The organism is Nonomuraea phyllanthi (assembly GCF_006334985.2).
GTDB classification, from domain to species: Bacteria; Actinomycetota; Actinomycetes; order Streptosporangiales; family Streptosporangiaceae; genus Nonomuraea; species Nonomuraea phyllanthi.
Window position 1 is genome coordinate 207,742 of the sequence record NZ_VDLX02000005.1, and the last position, 19,800, is coordinate 227,541.

The following is a 19,800-nucleotide window of genomic DNA, read 5'->3' on the forward strand; positions in this document are numbered from 1 at the left end:
ACGCCTGGGCCGTGCCGGTCAGGCGGTGAGGGCGTCGAGGAGGCGGTTGAGGGGGCCGTCGATGCCGTGGCGGTCGGCGAGGGCCACGAGGGCCTCGGGGTCGCGCGGCTTGGCGGGCAGGGTGAGGTCGGCGGCGGGCAGCGGCGCGTCGGAGGCGACCTTGACGACGGCGGGGGCGGCCCGCAGGTAGTCGCGGGCGGCCGTCAGCCGGGTGCGGCTGCCGGCGGGGAAGCCGTCGGTGGCGCCCGCGTCGAGGGCTTCGAGCAGGGCGTCGAGCGAGCCGAAGCGGGTGATCAGGGCGGCGGCGGTCTTCTCGCCGACGCCGGCCACGCCGGGCAGGCCGTCGCTGGGGTCGCCGCGCAGGGTGGCGAAGTCGGCGTAGGAGCGTCCGGGGATGCCGTACTTGGCGGTGACGAACGCCTCGTCGACGATCTGCAGGTTGCGGATGCCGCGGGCGGTGTAGAGGACGCGCACGGGGCGGGCGTCGTCGACGAGCTGGAACAGGTCGCGGTCGCCCGTCACGATGTCGACGGCGCCGGCGGCCTGGTGGGTGAGGGTGCCGATGACGTCGTCGGCCTCGTAGCCGGGCGACTCCAGGCGGGCGATGCCGACGGCGTCGAGGACGTCCTGGATGACGGCGATCTGGGGGACGAGCGCCGCCGGCACCTCCTCGACGTCGCCGTGGGCGACGCGGTGCGCCTTGTACGTCGGGATCGCCTGGACGCGGAAGGCGGGTCGCCAGTCGGCGTCCATGGTGGCCGCGATCGCGGTGGGGGAGTGGCCGCGGACGAGGGTGGCGATCATGTCGATGAGGCCGCGTACGGCGTTGACCGGGCTGCCGTCGGGGGCCTTGATCGACTCCGGCACGCCGTAGAAGGCGCGGAAGTAGAGGGACGGGGTGTCGAGAAGCATCAGCACGGGTCTATGGTCGCACCTCCGGCGTGCCCCGCTCGTCCCGTCCCGGAACGGCTCCCGCAATGGCCCCCGGAACGGCCGCCGGGATGGAGACGGCGAGCAGGCAGGCGTCGTCCTCGGGGTTGGGGCCGCCGATGTCGGCCAGGAGGTGGTCGAGCGCGGCGTCCAGATCGCGGGCGGGCGCGTCGCGGGCGGCGGCGAGGACCAGGTCGAGGCCGACGTCGATGTCTCGGGTGCGCCGCTCGACCAGCCCGTCGGTGAACATGAGCAGCAGGTCGCCGGGCAGCAGCCGGGTGGTGGCCAGCTCGTACGGGCGGTGCGAGGCGGCGCCGAGCAGCACGCCGCGCGGCTGGGGGAGCTGGCGGGCGACGCCGTCGCGGACGAGGATGGGCGCGAGGTTGCCGGCCTGGCCCCAGGCGAACACGCGGGTCTCCGGGTCGAGGTGGCCGATGATCGCGGTGGCGGTGGTCTCCTTGAGCTGGTGCATGGCCAGGTCGTTCAGCCAGGCCAGCAGCCGGTGCGCGGGCTGGCCGGTCATGGCCAGGCCGACGAGGGCGTGGCGGAGCTGGGCCATGTGGGCGATGGCGGGCAGGCCGTGGCCGGAGACGTCGCCGATGGCCAGCAGCAGGCGGCCGTCGGGCGCGGGGGCGGCCTCGAACCAGTCGCCGCCGAGGTTCGCGGTCTTCTCGGCGGGCACGTAGCGGACCGCGACGGTGCTGTGCGGCAGGTCGAGGCAGCCGGCCGACTCGGGGAGGATGGCGTCGCGCAGGGCGAGCATGACGTGGCGTTCGACGGCGGCCTGCTCGCGGGCCTCCAGGAGCTGGCGGCGCGACTCCGACATCATGCGCTCGGCGCGGCGGCGGCCGGTGATGTCCTGGATGACGCCGTGCAGGCCGACGGGGCCGGTGGCGCCCATGAGGGGTTCGAGGACGACGCGCAGGTCGCGCAGCTCGCCGCCGCGGCGGATGCGGAACTCGGCCTGGACCGGCTCGACGCCCTCCACGGCCGCCCACAGGAGCCGGTTGAAGGTGGCCACGTCGGCCTGTTCGGCGTGCTCGGCCAGGTCGGGCAGGGAGATGGGGCCGTCGGCCGGGTCGCGGCCGAAGATCAGGTAGACCTGGTCGGACCAGATGGTCTCGCCGGTGTGCAGGTGCCATTCGGCCCAGCCCATGTTGCCGAGCCGCTGGGCGTGCGACAGCCGGGCGGCGAGCACCTCGGCATGGTTCTGGTGGCCCAGCAGCTCGGCCGCGCCGATGACGTCGACCATGGTTCACTCTCAAAGTGCAGTTGAACTGGACAATTGACCCCACACTACGTGATCGACATTGTACGGAGCGTGGCGACGGCTTGCCGTGTGGTGAGAGCTTTCCGGGGATTTTAGGCGGCGGGGTCCGAGTAGATTAAGGGCTGTGACGTCCTCAGACCTGTATCCCGTGTCCCGTCTCGCCGCCGTCCAGGAGGCCACCGCCAAGGCCGGCATCGACGCCCTGCTGCTGACGCCCGGCCCTGACCTCCGCTATGTGAGCGGATACGAGGCCAAGCCGCTGGAGCGGCTGACGTGTCTCGTGGTGCCCGCCTCCGGCGAGCCGTACATGATGGTGCCCCGCCTGGAGCTGCCCGCCGCCCAGGCCTCGCCCGCCTCCCGGCTGGGGCTGGAGTTCGTGGCGTGGGACGAGACCGACGACCCGTACGCGGTGGTGGCGGCCCGGCTCGGCCGGGTCGGCAAGGTGGGGCTGGCCGACCGGATGTGGGCCATGTCGTCGCTGCGCTTCCGCGAGGTGCTGCCGGACGCCGAGCAGGTGCTGGCCGGCACCGTGCTGAGCGAGCTGCGCATGCGCAAGTCGCCGGCGGAGGTGGCGGCGCTGCGCGCGGCCGGGGAGGCCATCGACGCGGCGCACCGGCGGGTGCCGGAGTTCCTGCGGGCCGGGCGCACCGAGCGCGAGGTGGGCAGGGACATCGCGGAGGCGATCCTGGCCTCGGGCCACGCCAGCGTCGACTTCGTCATCGTCGCCTCGGGGCCCAACGGCGCCAGCCCGCACCACGACGTGTCCGACCGGGTGATCCAGGCGGGCGAGCCGGTGGTGGTCGACATCGGTGGCCAGCTGCCCAACGGCTACTGCTCCGACTCCACGCGCACCTACAGCGTGGGCGAGCCGCCCGCCGAGTTCGCCGCCTACTACGAGGTGCTGCGCCAGGCGCAGGACGCGGCCTGCGCCGCGGTGCGGCCGGGCGTCTCGTGCGAGTCGGTCGACGCGGCGGCCCGCGACATCATCACCGAGGCCGGTTACGGCGACTACTTCGTCCACCGCACCGGGCACGGCATCGGCATCGAGGTGCACGAGGAGCCGTACATCGTCTCCGGCAACGACGCGCCGCTGGAGCCGGGCTTCGCCTTCTCCGTGGAGCCGGGCATCTACCTGCCGGGCCGGCACGGCGCCAGGATCGAGGACATCGTGGTGTGCACGGACGGCGGCGTGGAGCGGCTGAACAACACCCCGCGCGACCTCGTCGTCGTGTAGGACAAGCGCTGTCCGGGCAAGGCGCAGGCCCGTCGCGGTCGGAGGAGGGTGCGGGACCGGCGCCCTCCGGTGACCGTGCGGGTCCGATGCCCTCTGGCGGGCGTGCGGGTCCGGCGCCGTCCGATGGGCGTGCGGGTCCCGGGCTGTTCGCCGAGGTGGCCTGCGCCAGCCGGGCCGGGTCGGAGCGGCCCAACGAGGACCTGGTGATCGCCGGGCCGTCGTGGATCGTCGTGCTCGACGGCGCCACGGCGGCCCCGGGCGTGGACGGCGGGTGCGCCCACGGCGTGGCGTGGCTGGTGGGGCGGCTCGGCGGCGCGCTGGCCGCCGCCCTGGCCGCGGGTGACGGCAGGCCGCTGGCCGCGATCCTGGAGTCGGCCGTCGAGACGACGATGGCCGCCCACTCCGGCACGTGCGATCTGGGCGATCCCGACTCGCCGTCCGCCACCGTGGCCATGGTGCGCGCCGGCCCCGGCGGCGTGGACTACCTCGTGCTGGGTGACTCGCCCGTGGTGTTCTCCCTGCTGGGCGGCGGGGTGCGGGTGGTGAGCGACGACCGGCTGGAGCGCCTGCCGGGCGGTCGGCCGTACACACGGGAGCTGGTGCGCCGGATGCGCAACGCGCCCGGCGGCTTCTGGGTGGCCGCGGCCCGGCCCGAGGCGGCCCGGCAGGCGGTGTGCGGCACCGTGGCGGGGGCGCGCGGGGTCGGGGTGCTCACCGACGGGGTGACGCGGCTCGTCGAGTGGTACGGCTGGAGCTGGGACGAGCTCGTGGCGGCGCTGGACGGCCGCGGCCCGGAGGCGGTGATCCAGGCCGTACGCGAGCTCGAGACGGCCAGGGGGCCGCTGTCGGGCAAGCGGCACGACGACGCCACCGCCGCCTGGGCCCGGACGGGCCGGCCCGCGGCCTCAGATGTGGATCCAGGTGGTCACCACCGGGCCGCCGCACTCGGGGCTGACCCGTAGCCGCAGCGGCCCCGGCGCCAGCTCGCCGGTCGCGAAACGGCCCAGCTCGTCGGCGTGCACCCGGGTGGCGCCGTCGCGGCGCTGCACCACGATGTCCGCCGGCAGGCCGCCCGAGACGTGCCCGGTCAGCCGGCCGTTCGACACCTCCAGCTCGACCACCACCTCGCCGGCCGCGAACGTCAGCAGCCGCGCCCGCCCCCCGCCGCGCACCCGGGTCGCCGACAGCTCGTCCCACGAGTCGAAGGTCAGCTCGGCCAGTTCGGCGTCCAGCGACCTGAGCGCGTACGCCCGCATCGCCTCCTCGAACAGCTCCGCCGGGACCGGGTCCAGCCGCTCGGCCACCACCCGCAGCCGCTCCTCCAGCTCGATGCTCGCGTCGTCGACGGCCTCGTCAATGGCCCCATGAGTGGCCCCGTCAGTGGCGTCGTCCATGCCGTTCACCCCCGGATGTCGCTCACGCCGCGCCGGCTCGCCAGCACGCCCAGCCGCTTGAGACAGCGCCCCCGGTTGGGGCCGATGCTGCCGACAGGCATGTCCAGCCCGTCCGCGATCTCCTGATAGCTCGGCCGCGGCGAGGCGATGAGGATGCGCAGCAGCCGCCGGCAGCGCTCCGGCAGCTCCTCGAACGCGCTCCACAGCGCCCGGTCGCGCGCCGCCCGCTCGTCCCGCTCCTCGGCCTCCAGCAGCAGGAACTCGGGCGAGCGCTCGTCGGCGTCCATCCCCAGCAGCTCCAGGTCGCCCACCGGCAGGGCCCGGCCGCTGGTGCGCAGCACCCGCAGCGCCTCGTGCCTGGTCGTGCTGGCCAGCCAGGCGCCCGCCCGCGCGGGATCCCTGAGCCTGGTCAGGTGCTCGGCGAAGCGGTACCAGGTCGTCTGGCACACGTCCTGGGCGTCGGCGGCGTTCACGAGATAGCTCCGCGCCACCGCCCACACCAGCCCGCTGAAACGCTGGTAGAGCTCCTTCCACGCGCCCGAGTCGCCGTCCGCGGCAGCCGCGACGAGAGTTGCGGTGTCGTCCACGGCGGCGGCTCCCTACGGTTGGGCGGGATGCCCAATATATTTCGCATCCCGCCGTAGGGGCGCAAACTCCCCGTCATCGGAGAAAACCGCTCAGGTCCGGTACGGTCAGGCGGCTCGCCATGAGCTGCGCCGCGGCCTCCCGCGACGAGATCTTCTCCTGCGACATGCGGGCCGCGACCAGCCCGGCCACGATCGGCGTGGCGAACGACGTGCCGCTCCACGCCGCCAGGCCGGTGAAGGACGCCTTGTCGCCCTCCTGCAGCGTCGCCACGCACGTGCAGCCCGGGTAGTGGCCGGGGTCGGAGAAGCGGCAGGTGGTGCGGTGCGGGTAGCCGTACATGTAGGGGCCGGAGGTGAAGGCGTTGACCAGGCGCTCGCCCGGCGCGTACACCGTGACCCAGTCGCCGTGGTTGCTGAAGCAGGCCCGGCCGAGCCCGTCCTCGCGCAGCGCGCCCACCGAGAGCACGACGTCGCCCGAGGCGTTGACCGGCTCCCCGGCGTAGGCGGCCGGCCAGAACGGGTGCGTCCCGCCGTCGTTGCCCGCCGCGGCCACCAGCAGCGTGCCGGGGTGGTCGGCCAGCTCGTCCATGAAGGCCGACAGCCCGAGCAGCGTGGCGGCGTCGCAGGTGGCGGTGCCGGCGGACAGCGAGATGATGTCCGGCCAGCCGTGGGCGTCCAGCGCGCGCAGCAGCGTCAGGCCGAGCTCGTCCTCCAGGGCGGCGCCCGCGTACGGGAAGACGTTGTGGACCCGCACGTCGGTGGCCGGGGCCACGCAGCGCAGCACGCCCGCGATGAACGTGCCGTGCCCCACGTACGGCTTGATGAGGCCGTCGGCGTCCAGCTCGTCGCCGGGCGCGGTCACGTCGCCGGTCACCGGCGGGATGGCCGGGAGACCGGAGTTGGCGGCCAGCCACTGGTGGTCGAGGTAGTCGTGGACCAGGCCGGTGTCCAGGACGGCGACGGTCACGTTCTCGCCGCGGTCGCGGCCCGACATGGGCGGGTTGAGCGGCCCCGCGCTCGGCACCGGCTCGTCGCCGGGGCACAGGTTGACGCCCGCCACGGACACGAAGTGCACGGGACTGGCCCGCAGGCCCTCGCCCGCCAGCGCCGCGACCGTTTCGTGGCAGTCACGGGAGCCGATGGACAGGCGGTGCACCGAGCAGCGGGCCGCGCCGTCGGGCGAGGAGGCCACGCGGACCCGCTCGCGGGCCGGCTGCAGGTCCTGGACGGCGGTGACGGCCAGGTCGGTGTCCCGCGAGTGGACCAGGACGTGCCCGGCCAGGTGGGCGAAGCGCGGCGTGACGTCCGAGCCCGGCGCGGTGCCCTCCGGGCCCGCCGCCGCCCGCATGCCGTCCGGCAGGGCGGCGTTGAGAATCTCCAGCTGCTCCCAGAACCGGGTGTCCGATGTCGGCATTCCTGTCCGTCCCTCCTGGCGGTGTATGTGTGTATGAGCGGCCATGGGGCCGGGTGATACAGCACGGGTCTACCATCTACTCGTGTCCCGGGAAGATCCGCATGACCTGCTCGCCATGGTCTTCGCGAGGCCCCGGGAGGCCCTGACGGCCGCCAAGGCGGTGCTGGCCGCCGGGCGCGGGCCGTACGAGTCGTCCATCGCCCGGCAGGCGCTCGGCATCCTGCACCGCGAGTTCGGCGACCTGGAGGCCGCCATCCGGGAGCTGCGCCAGTCCGTACGCCTGGCCCGGCGGTCCGGCTCGGCCGACCGCGAGGCCGACGTGCTGGCCACGCTCGGCATCGCGCTGCTGCACTCCGGCCGCACCAGGGCGGGGCTGTCGGCACTCGACTCTGCGGCGGCGCGCGCGGACGGGACGACGCGGGCGCGGGTGCTGTTCCGGCGCGCGGGGGCCCGCTGGATCCTCGGGCGGCACATCGACGCGCTCGACGACCTGCGGGACGCGGTGCCCGCCCTGCTGGCGGCGCGCGACACGGTCTGGGCGGCGCGGGCGCTGACCCTGCGCGGGCACGTCCAGCTCGCTCTGGGCGCGGTCGCACCCGCCGACGCCGACTTCCGTACCGCCCAGGACATGCTGGGCACCACCCCGCAGGAGCACGACTCGGCGGTGGCCGTGCAGAACCGCGGCGTGGCGGCCTTCCGCACCGGCGACCTGCCGGCGGCGCTGGACCTGCTGGACGAGGCGGAGCGGCGCTTCCGCGCTCTCGGCACCCCGATGCTCGACCTGGTCGCCGACCGCTGCGCGGTCCTGCTCGCCGCCGGGCTCGCCCGCGACGCGCTGGAGCAGGCCGACGGGGCGCTGCGGCTGCTGGCCCGGCTGCGCGGGCAGGCGACCCGCCGCGCCGAGCTGCTGCTCATCGCCGCGCGGGCCGCCCTCCAGAGCGCCGACCCCGCCACGGCCATCGAACGGGCGGGCGAGGCGCGGCGGCTGTTCGCGCGCCAGCACCGCACCTGGTGGTCCGAGCACGCCCGCCTGATCGTGCTGCAGGCCGAGCACGCCCGCCTGCTCATGCCGCAGGCCGAGCAAGGCACCCTCCCGGCGCCGGCCGACGGCCCCGAGGGGCGGCGGCTGCTGCGGGAGGCCGGGCGGCTCGCCGGGCGGCTGGCGGCGCTGGGCTCTCCCGAGGTGTGGCAGGCGCACCTGCTGGCCGGCCGGGTCGCGCTCGTCCTGGGCCGGCCGGGCGTGGCCGACGAGCACCTGGCCGCCGCCGCGGACGTCAGGCACAAGGGCCCCGCCACCGGCCGGGTCGGCGGCTGGCTGGCGGAGGCGCTCAGGGCCGAGGCCGCAGGGGAGCCGCGCCGCCTCCTGCGCGCCTGCCGCGCCGGGCTGGCGCTCATCGAGGAGCACCGCCTCACGTTCGGCTCCTCCGAACTGCGCGCGCTGGCCACCGCCCAGGGCGCCGAGCTGGTCACGCTCGCCCAGCGGCACCTCCTGCGGACGGGACGGCCCCGCCGCCTGCTGGCCTGGACCGAGCGCTGGCGCGCCACCGACCTCGCGGTGCCCGCCGTGTGCCCGCCCGAGGACGACCGGCTCATCGCCCAGCTCACCGCCCTGCGCCAGGCCGAGCACCTGCTGGGCCAGGCCCGCCAGGACGGCGCCGCCTCGGCCGCGACCCTCGAACGCGACAGGAGCCGCCTGGAGTCCCGCGTGCGCGCCACGACACTGCGCAGCCGCGGGGGCCACCCGGGCGGGGAACGCGACGCGGACCGCACCGACCGCCTCCTGGCCGCGCTGGGCGAGAGCCGGCTCGCCGAGCTGGTCGTCGTCGACGGCACCCTCCACGTGCTGCTGTGCGGCGGCGGTACCGTGCGCCGCCACACCGTCGGTCCGATGGAGCGGGCCGCCGCCGAGGTCGAGTTCGCCCGCTCCAGGCTGCGCCGCCTGGCCTACGAACGCCGCCCCGACCAGCGCGAGCTCCACGCGCTGGGCGCCCGGCTGGAAGAGGCGCTGCTCGGCCCGGTCGCCGGCCGGCTCGGCGACGCGCCGCTCGTCGTCGTCCCGCCGAGCACCCTGCACACCACCCCCTGGGCGCTGCTGCCGTCCCTGCGCCGCCGCCCCTTCACCGTCGCCCCCTCGGCGGGCGCCTGGCTGCGCGCCAGGGCCGCCCGCCGCCCTCCGGACGGTCGCATCGTGCTCGTACGCGGCCCCGGCGTCGCCCACGCCGACGGCGAGATCCGCCAGATCGCCCACCTGCACGGCGGGCCCGCCCCCGAATCGGCCATTCCCACCCTCAGGCCGGGAGTCTCCACCCCCAGGTCGGGCGTCCCCACCTCCGACCTGGACGTCCCCGTCTCCGGGCGGGGCGACGCCGTCTCCGACCTGGACGCCGTTTCCGGGCCGGGCGTCCCGTTCTCCGAGCTGGGCGACGCCGTCTCCGGGCCGGGCGTTCCCGCGACCGGCGCCGGCGCGCCCCCGTACGGTGAGGTGACCGTCCTGGCGGAAGGCCAGGCCACCGCGCCCGCCGTGCTTGCGGCCATCGACGGCAGCCCGCTCGCCCACCTGGCCGCGCACGGCACGTTCAGGGCCGACAGCCCGCTGTTCTCCTCGCTGCACCTCGACGACGGCCCCCTGACCGGCTACGACCTCGAACGCCTGCGCCGCGCCCCCCACCACCTCGTCCTGTCCAGCTGCGACTCGGGCCAGATGGCCGCCGTCGGCGCCGACGAGCTGCTGGGCCTGGCCACCGCGCTGCTGCGGCTCGGCACCGCCGCGATCGTCGCCAGCGTCGTCCCCGTCAACGACGAGACCGCCGTACCCGTCATGGTCGGCCTGCACGACGGCCTGCGGCGCGGTCTGGGCCTGGCCGAGGCGCTGTGCCGGGCCCGGGGCGACGACGTGTCGTTCATAGCCATCGGAGCGGGCTGATCGGCCAGGCCGCTGATACCTTGATCGGAAGCTCGCGATCATGAAACAATTCCCTAACAGGTGGATATAGCCCGGGCTATTGGGGGACGGTCGCGCATGATCCGCGAGCTCATCGAGCGGCCCTAGGATGCCGGACCACGAGCTGGACGAGGCGTTCGAGCTCGGCAGGACGTGCGCGCTGGCCGCCGAGTGCGGCAGAGACCTGCGGCGCTGCGCCCAGATGTACGGCGGGCTGTTCCCCGCCCCGGGCTTCGGCGCCGAGGACTACACCGCCCTGACCCTGTCCATGGCCTTCAGCGCCCCCTGGGCGAGCGCCGCCCGCCTGAAGGTCGCCAACCGGGCCGCCCTGTGGGTGCTGGCCGTGGACCGGCTGGTCGACCACACCGCCACCACCCGCGAGCAGGTCACCCGCCTGACGCGCGAATGCCTGTCGGTCGCCGATGGCGCGGTGCCCAGGTCGGCGGTGACGCGGTTCCTGGCCGACCTGCGCGACGAGCTGGCCACCGTCCGGGAGTTCGGCGACCTGCGCTGGCTCTGGCGCGACCAGCTCGCCCGGATGCTGGCCGGCATGACCAGGGCGTGGGTGTGGCGCGACACGAGCGCCGTGCCCACGCTGGAGCACTACCTGGGCAACGCCGACAGCCGCGGATCGTGCTTCGTGGACGTCTCCCACTGGATCTACACCGCCGACGACTGGGCCAAGGCGCACCTGGAGGAGCTGCGGACGGTCAGCAGGAAGGTCCAGCGCTACCTGCACCTGCTCGGCGACGTGGCCTCCTACCGCCGGGACATGAGCTGGGGCGACCTGAACGTCCTCGCGCTCGGTGTCAGCCGCGCGGAGGTGGCCGAGGCGATGGCCGGGCTGGAGCGCGAGGCCACCGCCCTCATCGAGCCCGTACGGGGCCGCAGCCCCCGCACGGCCGTCTACCTGCGACGACGGATCGGCTTCAACGCGGGTTACACCGGTATTTCGGGCGAGGGCCGAGCACGTTAAAGGGCCAGTCGGATTCCATGACAAGGCCACTTGACAGCCGGGTCGCAGGGTAGCCGAATAGTGGGCGTGAGGCGACAAACCGTGACATTTAGTTTCTTGTAAATGGCTGCGGCTTGAGTGAGAAATGTGGCGTTGCTAGGGTGTCTCGATGCCAGGCATGTGGAGCGACCTTCTCGACAACACCTTGACAGGTACCACTGACCACGGCACCTCAGGGCGGGGTTGTACATGCGCGCGAGATGTACGGGCGGTGCTGGATGGAATTCGGTCGCTCTGACCATTGGCGGCTGCCGACCGCGATCAAGATTCTGATCGCCGGCGGGTTCGGCGCGGGCAAGACCACCATGGTCGGCGCCGTCTCCGAGACCCGGCCACTGCGCACGGAGGAGGCCCTCACCCAGGTGGGGTCCCACGTCGATGACCTGTCGGGCGTGGAGCGCAAGCTCACCACCACCGTGGCCATGGACTTCGGCCGCATCACGATCGCCAACGACTACATGCTCTACCTGTTCGGCACGCCGGGCCAGGAGCGCTTCTGGTTCGTCTGGGACGAGCTCGCCATGGGGGCGCTCGGCGCCGTCGTGCTGGCCGACACCCGCCGCCTCGACGACTGCTTCCCGGCCGTCGACTATTTCGAGAAGCGCGAGCAGCCGTTCATCGTGGCGCTCAACTGCTTCGACGGCACCCGCCCCTTCACCGTGGGCCAGGTGCGCTCCGCGATCGGCCTGGAGCCGGAGATCCCCATCGTGCGCTGCGACGCGCGCAGACGCGACTCCGGCAGGGAGGTGCTCATCACGCTCGTGGAGCACGCGATGCGGATGGGCGCTTCTCCCGTTGGGACCATGTCTTGAAGGCTCCCCCGCCTGAAGGCAGGGGTTCTCTGCCCGGCCTGTAACCGGACGCCCTCTGACCGGGGCACCTTCGGACGCGTGTGGGGATTCATGGCTCAGGCGGCCTGCGGAGGCAGCGCCTTCGCAGGGCTTGCGCCCTCGACACCATCCGGGTTCCAACCTGCCCGGAGGAGCATCACGCGTGCGCTGTTCTTGTCCCGTGGGCTCACGAATCCGCACGCGATGCAGGTATACGTTCGTTCCGGCAGCGGCATGCGATGCTTGGCTCTCGCCCCGCAGTGCGCGCAGTCCATCGTGGTGTACGCGGGATGCACCAGCCGAACATCTCGCCCATGCTTGCGGCCCATCTCGATCAGGGCACGCTTGGTGGCCGCGATGGCGGCGTCGGCAGCCTTGCGCGCCATGCTCGACCTGGCCAGGAACTTCGGCCGGAAGTCCTCCACCGCGATTCGATCATGATCACGCACGACGGTCTTGGCCCATTTGCGGCCGGTGTCCTGCCGCTGCCGGGCGACCTTCTTGTACAGCCTCGCGACCCGCTTCTTGGCCGCCTGGTAGCCCTTGCCGCCAGGAAGCCCCTTTCCGGGCTTACGCCGCGCCATCATCCGCTGGTAGCGGGCGAGCTTGCGCGTGGCGGCCTTGCCGTGCTGGGCGTGGGGCAGGTCGTGGGCGTCGGAGGTGGTGGTGGCGATCTGCTTCACCCCCAGTCCACACCGATCGTCCGGCCGGTCCGCGGCAGTGCCTCTGTCTGGGCGGGGACGACGAAGGAGGCGTACCAGTGCCCGATGGAGTCCTGGTACACCCGCACCGACGACGGTTCGGCGGGCAGTTCCCGCGACCACACCACGCTCAGCTCGATTCCGCCCGCCAGGTGCAGCCGCCCGCCCTTGAGACGAAACCCGCGCCTGGTGTAGTTCAACGACGGGCGAGCCTCGCGCTTCTTCTTCCAGCGCGGCATTCCGGCCCGCCGCCGCATCGGCAACCGGTCCTTGATGTCCTTCTGAGCCTTGGCACGGGCCTTACCGAAGTCCCGGATGATCTGCTGCTGCGGGACCGAGGATCCCTCACGCAGCCACGCCGTCGTGGCACGGGCCTGGGTCAGCATCTTGTCGAGCTGCGCCGGACCACAGGTGCGCTTTTCCGCACCGTCGGGACGCTGCTTGTTCCACTGGTGGATCTGCTTCGATTTGGCGACCGACTCGTTCCAGATCCACCGGCACCGGTCCCACTCGGCGTTCAGGGCAGCCAGTGCGGTGGACGACACACGAAGCCGGTAGGTGTGGTGGGCATGCAAGGTCCCCCTGGCCTCCTCGGCCGTCTTCGTCATCGCCATGCACACACCGTAGTCAACAGGTCACGGTATGGCCAACGCCAAGGATGGCATTCCCCGGCTAACGGCAAGTGGCGCCAGGAGACCAGCCGCGGTGTGCCGTCGATCCGCCTCGCCTTCCGCATGTGACCGCGGGCCACTACCCGCTTCGTCCGCAATGCACCACCGCTGCCATCGGGCTACGCCAGCTCACCATCCGTTCCAATGCCCAGCACGAGGCTGTGGAACGGGCCCGCCACCGGCAGCTCACCTACACCTGGTGGGACCGCTTCAAGATTCGGGCCAGTGTCGAGGGGACCACCCGCCTCGACCTGGATTTACGGCGTGATCCACATGATCGGGCAGAAGGCCCGGGCATCCTTGAGTTTATCGGGTGACCATGACCGGCTAATCTTTGGCCGATGGAGGAGATCGACCGCCGGATCGTCACGCTGCTGGCCCGCGACGGCCGCATGAGCTTCACCGACCTGGCCAGGGAGACCGGGCTGTCGGTCTCGGCCGTTCACCAGCGCGTGCGCCGCCTGGAGAAGCGCGGGGTAGTGCGCGGATACGCCGCGATCATCGACCACGAGGCGGTCGGGCTGCCGCTGACCGCGTTCGTGTCGATCAAGCCGATCGATCCCGCCGCCCCCGACGACGCCCCCGAGCGGCTGGCCCACCTGACGGCCATCGAGGCCTGCCACAGCGTGGCCGGCGACGAGAGCTACATCCTCAAGGTGCGGGTGGCCTCGCCGACGGCGCTGGAGGACCTGCTGCAGCAGATCCGCGCCTCGGCCAACGTCTCGACCCGCACGACGGTCGTGCTGAGCACCCCGTACGAGCACCGCGCCCCCGAGGTGGCCCCCGAGGCCGACACCGGCCAGGAGGCCTGACCGCCCCGCCCCTGCGCGCCGGCCCCTTACGAAGTGCGGACGGATGGGGCCTCGACGGCCTGCCGGGCGCTTCCCGGTGCCAGGCTCCACCCCATGACCGACCGCACCACCCCGCACCGCGGAAGAACGCGGGCCGCCGCCGCGCTGCTCGGCGCCCAGGTGGCCGTCCTCGCCGCGATCTTCCACCTGGCCCCTGGCGCCCTGATGTGGTGGTACGGCGCCGCCTGGGCGCTGTTCGCCGCCGCGCTGTGGGCGCTGCGGGGCGTGCCGGGCCCGGCGGCCGGGCGGCTGGTGCTGGCCGGCGGGCTGGCCGTGGTCGCCACCGGCCTGCTCGGCCCGCCCGCCACCAGCACCGACTCCTACCGGTACGCGTGGGACGGCCGCGTCCAGTCGGCCGGCATCTCCCCCTACGACCACGCCCCGTCCGATTCCGAGCTGGCCTTCCTGCGCGACCCGTGGCTCTTCCCCGGCTGCGCGGAGGGCCACTTCTACCCGATCGGCGAGGGCGCGTGCACGCGGATCAACCGCCCCTCGGTGCACACCATCTACCCGCCGCTGGCCGAGGCGTACTTCTGGCTCGTGGACCGGCTCTCGCCCCCCGGCGCCCGGCACGTGCCGCTGCAGACCGGCGGGGCGCTCCTGGCGGCGGGCACCGTGATCGTGCTGCTGCGGCGGCGCGGCCCCGGCCAGGCCGCGTTGTTCGCGTGGTGCCCGGCCGTCCCCATGGAGGCCGTCAACAACGCGCACGCCGACATGCTCGCCGTGGCCGCCGTGGTGCTCGCCCTCGCGTGCGGCGGTCGCGCCAGAGGCGTGCTGCTGGGCGCGGCGGTCGCGGTCAAGCTGCTGCCCGCCGTGGTCCTGCCCGCGCTGCTGGCGGGCGCGCGCGCCTCGTGGCGCGGCCTGTGGACGTCGGCGCGGCCCGTCCTCGTGGCCGGGGCGGTGGTCGGGGCCGCCTACCTGCCCTACGTGCTCGTCTCGCGGGCGTCCGTGCTCGGCTACCTGTCCGGATACGTCAGCGAGGAGGGCTACGACGAGGCCGGTGCACGCGGCCGGTACGCGCTGCTGCGGCTGGTCGTGCCCGACTCCTGGGCGCTGCCCGTCGCCCTGGCCGTCCTGGCGGGAGTGCTGGTGTACGTGGTGGCGCGCGGGGACCCGGACCGCCCGGAGCGGGGCGCGCTGGTGCTCGCCGGGGCGGCGTTCCTGCTGCTGACGCCCGGCTACTCGTGGTACGCGCTGCTGCTGGTCGCGCTGGTCGCCCTCGACGGCCGGTGGGAGTGGCTGGGCGTGCCCCTGGCGGGCGCGGTCGCCTACCTGGCCCCGGAGGCCGGCACCACGGCGTACGCCGTGGCCGCGGCCGCCGTCGTGGCGGGCCTGTGGACCCGGCGCCCGTCCCGCGAGCCCCTCACCGCCGGCCGGTAGTGCGGGCGTGCTCGGCCGGGCCGTGCCGCGGCCGGCTCAGCCGGTCCCCGCCGGCTGGGGGCGGGTGCGGGTTCGGCCGGTCCCCGCCGGTCCCCGCCGGTCTGTGGCGGGCGGGGCTCAGCCGGTCTCCACCGGCCTGCGGCGGGCGCGGGCTCAGCCGGTGCCCGCCGGTTCGTAGTGAGCGCGCAGGCGCGCCCTGGCGCTCTCCCCGGCCCCGAGGCGCTCCAGCCCCAGCAGCGCCGCGCCCGCGATCGGCGGCGCCCCGGCAGGTACGAGCTCGGCCCGCGGCGCCCATGCCGCGACCTCCGCGTCCAGCAACGACGTCGGCAGCGGATCGCGAGCCGTCAGGAGGCCGCCGCCGAGCACCACCTCCGCCGGCGTCCCCAGCACCAGCTCCTCGACCGTCGCGGTGCCGAAGTGGGCGGTGATCAGACCGGCGAGCGCGGTCGGCGCGCCCTTGCCGTCCTCGGCGCGGACCCTCCGAGTAGAACGCGCCGCCCCGCTCCCACAGCGGCTCCGGCTTGGTGACCACGGACGGGTCGGCGTACAGCTTCAGCAGCCGCCGCTCCAGCTTCAAACGTGCCGCCAGGGAGACGCGGGGATCACGACGAGACGGTGGAGCCGAAGACCTCGTCGCGGACGGTGGCGAGGGCCTGGTCGAGCGCGCCGGCCAGCACGGGGTTGCCGTCGACGCTCGACAGGCGCACCCGGGGCCGCGGGATGGTCAGGGCGTGCAGCTCGTGCTCGACCAGCTCGCGCAGGGTCTCCCCGCCGGACGACACGACGCCGCCGGTCAGCACGATCAGGCCGGGGTCGACGACCGAGGTGACCGCGGCCAGGCCCACCGCCAGGCGGGCGGCGATGTCGCGCAGCCCGGCGCGGGCGTCGTCCGCCCGCTGCCCGCCGCCCCCGGCAGCGCGTACGGCGTTGGCGACGGCGGTGCGGAAGTCGGAGCCGCGCACGCCGTACGAGCGCAGCAGCTTCAGCACGGCCACGCCGCCCGTCAGTGCCTGGTAGCCGTGGTCGGCGTAGCGGCCCGCCTCGCGGGCCGTGGGCGCGCCCGGGGCCGGCATGTAGCCCACCTCGCCCGCGCCGCCCGTGGCGCCCCTGTGCATCCGCCCGCCCAGCACCAGAGCCGCGCCCACCCCCTGGTCGGCCCAGAGCAGCACGAAGTCCCGGTGCCCGCGCGCCGCGCCGTGCGCCTGCTCGGCCAGCGCGACGAGGTTGACGTTGTTCTCCACGTCCACCGGCACGCCCAGGCCCGTGCTGAGCGTGGGCACCAGGTCGGGGATCTGCCAGCCGGGCACGTCCTTGGCGGCGGCGTAGCCCAGCCGGCCGGTGGACGGGTCGATGGCGGCCTGCACGCCGATCACGACCCTGCGCAGCCCGGCCGGCGGGTTCGCGCCCTTCAGCGCCGCGGCGAGGCGGTCCACGAGCGCGTCGTGGGGCCGGCGCGGCGTCGGGAGCGTGTGCTCGCCGACGACGGTGCCGGTGATGTCGGCCACCTTGGCCTCGATGCGGGCCGGGGTGACGTCCAGCGCGGCCACGTACGCCGCCGCCGGGTTGATGCGGTAGACCTCCGCCGTACGGCCCGGCAGGCCCTCTCTGAGGCCGTCGAGGACGACCAGCCCGGCCTCCTGCAGGCGGGAGAGGAGCTGGGAGGCGGTCGGCTTGGACAGGCCGGTCAGGGTGCCGATCTCGGGGCGGGTCAGCGGGCCGCGCTCGAGGAGCGCCTGCAGCGCGGCGCGATCGTTGATCGCGCGTAGCAGACTGGGGGTCCCCGGGACAGGACCGCTCACGGGCCGGCTCCTCTTCGATTAGTAAAGTTTCCTAACCGAAGAACATAGGAAGGAACGACCGCGGCGGTCAAGCGGGAAAATGGAAGGAGTGCCTCGACGGGCATGCTAATGTCGTCGTTTGTCGCAACAACAAGCAGAATGGCCCGGAGTGTCCCATTAACCACATTAACGGTCAGGCGGCTACTCGTCAAACGGAGCTCGCCAGGGAGCAGTCGTACGTCACCCGGCTCTACGGCCGCCTCGACGAGCTGCGCGAGCGCACCCAGCGGCAGCTCAAAGAGGTGCTGGCCACGGGAGCCGTCGGCACGATGCAGAACCGGTCGGAGCGCGACACGTTCGCCGACATGTACGCCTCCCGGCTCGCCCGGCTCTGGGCGGTCGAGCGCGGCCTGGTCTTCGGCCGCCTCGACCACCTCGACGAGGGCCGGCTGTACATCGGCAAGATCGGCCTGACCGACGACGAGCAGCAGCGCCTGCTCATCGACTGGCGGGCGCCGGTGGCCCAGCCGTTCTACCGCGCCACCCCGGCGGCGCCCATGGGCGTCACCCGGCGCCGCCACCTGCAGACCAAGGGGCGCACCGTGGTGGGCGTCGACGACGACCTGCTCGACCTCGACGCGCTCACCGACGACGACCGCGCCACGCTCAACGGCGAGGCCGCGCTGCTGGCAGCGCTCGACGAGCGGCGCACCGGCCGCATGCGCGACATCGTCGCCACCATCCAGGCCGAGCAGGACCGCGTCATCCGCGGCGACCTCAACGGCGTGCTCGTCGTGCAGGGCGGCCCCGGCACCGGCAAGACCGTCGTGGCCCTGCACCGCGCCGCGTACCTCCTCTACACCCACCGCGAGCGCCTCGAACGCCGCGGCGTGCTCATCCTCGGCCCCAACCTCACCTTCCTGCGCTACATCGAGCAGGTCCTGCCCTCGCTCGGCGAGACGGACGTGCTGCTGTCCACGGTGGGGGAGCTGTACCCGGGGGTGACCGCCACCGCCAGGGAGCGCCCCGAGGTGGCCGCGCTCAAGGGCGACGCGCGCATGGCCGAGGTGATCGCCAAGGCCGTACGCGACCGGCAGCGGGTGCCGCGCAAACCCGTCGAACTCACCATCGGACGCCTCGTCCTCACCATCGACCGGGCCATGCTCGACGCCGCCAGGAACAAGGCCACCCGCTCGCGCCGCCCGCACAACCAGGCCCGCGCCGTGTTCGTCCGCTCGCTGCTCAACGCCCTGGCCAGGCAGCAGGCCCGCAGGATCGGCAAGGGGCTCATCGACGACGACGAGCTGGCCGACCTGCGCGAGGAGCTGCGCACCGAGCCGGCGGTCAAGTCCGCGCTCAACCGGCTGTGGCCGTACCTGACGCCGCAGCGGCTCCTGCTCGGCCTGTACGGCTCCGCCGAGCGCCTCGGCTACGCCGCCTCCGCCCTGAGCGCGGAGGAGCGCGCGCTGCTGCGGCGCGACGGCGGCGAGTGGACCGAGTCCGACGTTCCGCTGCTGGACGAGGCCGCCGAGCTGCTCGGCGAGATCGACGAGCAGGTGCTGCGCGCCACCGCCCTGCAGGCCGAGGAGGAACTGGCCGCCGCCAGGCAGGCCGAGGAGCGCGAGCGCGAGGCCGAGCTCGCCTACGCCCGCGAGGTCCTGGAGCTGACGGGGCTGACCGACCTCATGGAGGCCGAACGCCTGGCCGAGCGCCAGCGCGACGACGGCCCCCGCCTGACCACCGCCGAGCGCGCCGCGGCCGACCGCACGTGGGCCTACGGGCACGTCATCGTGGACGAGGCCCAGGAGCTGTCGCCGATGGCCTGGCGGGCCGTCATGCGCCGCTGCCCGAGCCGGTCGATGACCATCGTCGGGGACATCGCGCAGACCGGCTCGGCGGCCGGGGCCCGGTCCTGGGAGGAGGTCCTCGACCCGTACGTGGCCGGGCGGTGGCGCCAGGAGCGGCTCACCGTCAACTACCGCACGCCCGTGGAGCTGATGGAGGTGGCCGCCCGCGTGCTCGCCACCGTCGACCCCTCCCTGCGGGCTCCCACGTCCGTACGCCACGCCGGCGCGCGGCCGTGGTCGGCGCCGCTGTCGGCGCTGGGGGAGCTCGCCAAGGCGGAGGCGGGGGAGGGCGGCAAGGTCGCCGTGGTCGTGCCGGACGCGCTGCTGGAGCCGCTGGGCGCCGAGGTGGCCGCGGCGGTCTCGGGCGCGGTGGTGGTGGCCCCCGGCTCCCGCCGCACCCCTTCGCCCGGTACGCCGGGCACCGGCTCTCCTTCCACCGGTCCTTCCGGGCGGGCCGGGGCCGCGGCGGCCCTCGACGCGCCGGTGGCCGTGATGGCGGTGGCCGACGCGAAGGGGCTCGAGTTCGACTCGGTGATCGTGGCCGAGCCCGACCTCATCGCCGCCCAGTCACCCCGCGGGCCGAGCGACCTGTACGTCGCCCTGACCCGCGCCACGCAACGGCTCGGAGTGGTGCACGAGAGGCCGCTGTCGCAGGCCCTGAGCGGCCTGCCGGGCCCCCCGACGGCGCCCGAATGAGCTTTGGCCGGCGTACGAGCCAGGCCCCACCTGCGAAAACTTGATGTTTCTGCTGATCGGGACACGGTTGACATCTGAGGTGGAGTCGGTAGTTTGCTGCGCAGTCCAGCACGGGACTTGGCCGGTTGGCCGTCTCTGACATCGCCGGATCCTGCGTCCGTGACGGAGCGTGACTTCGTCCACACAGCCAGGTGCAGGGCCGTCGGTCCGTCGAGTCGGGGCACCCCAACCGGGCGGGGGGTTGGACCCGGGACGGGCCCG

18 protein-coding genes are annotated in these 19,800 nt (G+C 74.0%); 9 read left to right on the forward strand and 9 right to left on the reverse strand.

Going from position 1 to position 19,800, the window contains the following annotated elements; genetic code table 11:
- Window positions 1-18: 18 nt before the first annotated feature.
- Together FH608_RS15240 and FH608_RS15245 are read right to left on the reverse strand one after the other, a co-directional pair.
- The gene (locus tag FH608_RS15240) at window positions 19-912 is read right to left on the reverse strand and encodes a 5'-3' exonuclease (protein ID WP_139631506.1); all 894 of its coding nucleotides are present in this window, start codon (window positions 910-912) and stop codon (window positions 19-21) included.
- Window positions 913-922: 10 nt separating this feature from the next.
- Entirely contained in the window at window positions 923-2,182 is a 1,260-nt protein-coding gene (locus FH608_RS15245; RefSeq protein ID WP_139631152.1) for a PP2C family protein-serine/threonine phosphatase, read from the reverse strand.
- 142 nt (window positions 2,183-2,324) lie between these two features.
- On the opposite strand from FH608_RS15245, the gene FH608_RS15250 reads away from it, so the two are divergent.
- On the forward strand, window positions 2,325-3,434 hold the full coding sequence (locus tag FH608_RS15250; protein ID WP_226899555.1) for a M24 family metallopeptidase: 1,110 nt from the start codon (window positions 2,325-2,327) through the stop codon (window positions 3,432-3,434).
- Window positions 3,435-3,589: 155 nt separating this feature from the next.
- A complete protein-coding gene (locus FH608_RS15255) occupies window positions 3,590-4,396 on the forward strand; it encodes a protein phosphatase 2C domain-containing protein (RefSeq protein ID WP_226899556.1) in 807 nt (268 codons plus the stop codon).
- Here the strand turns inward: FH608_RS15255 and FH608_RS15260 are convergent.
- From FH608_RS15260 to FH608_RS15270, 3 genes are all read right to left on the reverse strand, one after another.
- On the reverse strand, window positions 4,340-4,828 hold the full coding sequence (locus FH608_RS15260) for a hypothetical protein (protein ID WP_139631154.1): 489 nt from the start codon (window positions 4,826-4,828) through the stop codon (window positions 4,340-4,342). The genes FH608_RS15255 and FH608_RS15260 overlap by 57 nt on opposite strands.
- Window positions 4,829-4,833: 5 nt before the next feature.
- Window positions 4,834-5,415, reverse strand: coding sequence for an RNA polymerase sigma factor (locus FH608_RS15265; RefSeq protein ID WP_139631155.1), 582 nt, complete (start codon window positions 5,413-5,415; stop codon window positions 4,834-4,836).
- A 73-nt stretch (window positions 5,416-5,488) separates the two neighbouring features.
- Window positions 5,489-6,829: a S8 family peptidase gene (locus FH608_RS15270; RefSeq protein WP_139631156.1), complete on the reverse strand. Its 1,341-nt coding sequence runs from the start codon at window positions 6,827-6,829 to the stop codon at window positions 5,489-5,491.
- A gap of 82 nt (window positions 6,830-6,911) precedes the next feature.
- Between FH608_RS15270 and FH608_RS15275 the strand changes: the two genes are divergently transcribed.
- The 3 genes from FH608_RS15275 (at window position 6,912) to FH608_RS15285 (ending at window position 11,597) form a co-directional block, all read left to right on the forward strand.
- The gene (locus FH608_RS15275; protein ID WP_139631157.1) at window positions 6,912-9,752 is read left to right on the forward strand and encodes a CHAT domain-containing protein; all 2,841 of its coding nucleotides are present in this window, start codon (window positions 6,912-6,914) and stop codon (window positions 9,750-9,752) included.
- Between the two features lie 127 nt (window positions 9,753-9,879).
- Window positions 9,880-10,746, forward strand: a complete 867-nt coding sequence (locus FH608_RS15280; protein ID WP_139631158.1) for a terpene synthase family protein — start codon at window positions 9,880-9,882, stop codon at window positions 10,744-10,746.
- A 257-nt stretch (window positions 10,747-11,003) separates the two neighbouring features.
- Window positions 11,004-11,597 carry a GTP-binding protein gene (locus FH608_RS15285; protein ID WP_139631159.1) on the forward strand — a complete coding sequence of 198 codons (594 nt, stop codon included), beginning with the start codon at window positions 11,004-11,006 and terminating at the stop codon, window positions 11,595-11,597.
- 95 nt (window positions 11,598-11,692) lie between these two features.
- On the opposite strand, the gene FH608_RS52705 is transcribed toward FH608_RS15285, so the two are convergent.
- Window positions 11,693-12,298, reverse strand: coding sequence for an RNA-guided endonuclease InsQ/TnpB family protein (locus FH608_RS52705; protein WP_226899557.1), 606 nt, complete (start codon window positions 12,296-12,298; stop codon window positions 11,693-11,695).
- Window positions 12,295-12,930 carry an RNA-guided endonuclease InsQ/TnpB family protein gene (locus FH608_RS52710; RefSeq protein ID WP_226899558.1) on the reverse strand — a complete coding sequence of 212 codons (636 nt, stop codon included), beginning with the start codon at window positions 12,928-12,930 and terminating at the stop codon, window positions 12,295-12,297. Before FH608_RS52710 ends, FH608_RS52705 begins: the two co-directional genes overlap by 4 nt.
- A 122-nt stretch (window positions 12,931-13,052) precedes the next feature.
- Here FH608_RS52710 and FH608_RS15295 point away from each other — a divergent pair, with 122 nt between their 5' ends.
- The 3 genes from FH608_RS15295 to FH608_RS15305 all read left to right on the forward strand — a co-directional run bounded on the left by FH608_RS15295 (window position 13,053) and on the right by FH608_RS15305 (window position 15,218).
- Window positions 13,053-13,304 carry a hypothetical protein gene (locus FH608_RS15295; RefSeq protein WP_139631160.1) on the forward strand — a complete coding sequence of 84 codons (252 nt, stop codon included), beginning with the start codon at window positions 13,053-13,055 and terminating at the stop codon, window positions 13,302-13,304.
- A gap of 24 nt (window positions 13,305-13,328) precedes the next feature.
- Window positions 13,329-13,799 (forward strand): Lrp/AsnC family transcriptional regulator, encoded by a 471-nt coding sequence (locus tag FH608_RS15300; RefSeq protein WP_139631161.1) that lies wholly within the window; start codon window positions 13,329-13,331, stop codon window positions 13,797-13,799.
- A gap of 93 nt (window positions 13,800-13,892) precedes the next feature.
- Window positions 13,893-15,218: a glycosyltransferase family 87 protein gene (locus FH608_RS15305; protein ID WP_139631162.1), complete on the forward strand. Its 1,326-nt coding sequence runs from the start codon at window positions 13,893-13,895 to the stop codon at window positions 15,216-15,218.
- A 153-nt stretch (window positions 15,219-15,371) separates the two neighbouring features.
- Here FH608_RS15305 and FH608_RS15310 read toward each other — a convergent pair whose 3' ends face one another.
- Together FH608_RS15310 and FH608_RS15315 are read right to left on the reverse strand one after the other, a co-directional pair.
- Entirely contained in the window at window positions 15,372-15,608 is a 237-nt protein-coding gene (locus FH608_RS15310; protein WP_139631163.1) for a hypothetical protein, read from the reverse strand.
- A gap of 212 nt (window positions 15,609-15,820) precedes the next feature.
- Window positions 15,821-17,017: an ROK family transcriptional regulator gene (locus FH608_RS15315; RefSeq protein WP_139631164.1), complete on the reverse strand. Its 1,197-nt coding sequence runs from the start codon at window positions 17,015-17,017 to the stop codon at window positions 15,821-15,823.
- 281 nt (window positions 17,018-17,298) lie between these two features.
- Here FH608_RS15315 and FH608_RS15320 point away from each other — a divergent pair, with 281 nt between their 5' ends.
- Window positions 17,299-19,539: a HelD family protein gene (locus FH608_RS15320; protein ID WP_226899559.1), complete on the forward strand. Its 2,241-nt coding sequence runs from the start codon at window positions 17,299-17,301 to the stop codon at window positions 19,537-19,539.
- Window positions 19,540-19,800 lie beyond the last annotated feature (261 nt).